The following is a 614-nucleotide window of genomic DNA, read 5'->3' as shown; positions in this document are numbered from 1 at the left end:
CAACCAACACAAAAAAGAGGTGCGCACGCACCTCTTTTTGATCTTAACGTCAACAAGTTAAATAATTGGGCTGGATTGCTGCTCCAGCCCAATTCTGCTTAGTAAGCGTCGTTGTGAACGGTTTGCACTGCACGGCCTGAAGGGTCAACACAGTTCTTGAATGACTCATCCCACTCAATCGCTTTCGCTGATGAACACGCTACAGAAGGACCACCTGGTACACATTCTGCAGCTGATGGTAATGGGAACAACTCCTCAAAAATTTCGCGGTATACGTAACCTTCTTTAGTTGTTGGTGTGTTGTATGGGAAGCGGTACTGAGCCGTTTCCATCTGTTGATCGGTCACTTTCTCTTCTGCTACGGCCTTCAAAGTGTCAATCCAGCTGTAACCTACGCCATCAGAAAACTGCTCTTTTTGACGCCAAGCGATTGAGTCTGGTAAGTAATGCTCAAAACATTCGCGAAGAATGTGTTTTTCCATCTTACCGTTGCCACACATTTTGTCTGCAGGATTTAAGCGCATTGCGACATCAATGAACTCTTTATCCAAGAATGGTACACGGCCTTCAACGCCCCATGCCGCCAACGATTTGTTCGCACGAGCACAGTCAAA

The 614-nt window shown here is 46.4% G+C and carries 1 protein-coding gene; it reads right to left on the bottom strand.

Annotated features, from left to right (window positions below; all coding sequences use genetic code 11):
- Nucleotides 1-98: 98 nt before the first annotated feature.
- Nucleotides 99-614 (bottom strand): asparagine synthase-related protein (locus tag R7E78_RS28080; RefSeq protein ID WP_318058880.1); only part of this gene is annotated, 516 nt, incomplete at its 5' end.

Source organism: Vibrio sp. YT-19(2023) (genome assembly GCF_033337395.1).
Note: the sequence above shows the minus strand (reverse complement) of the source record. Positions and strands in the feature narration are given on the sequence as shown.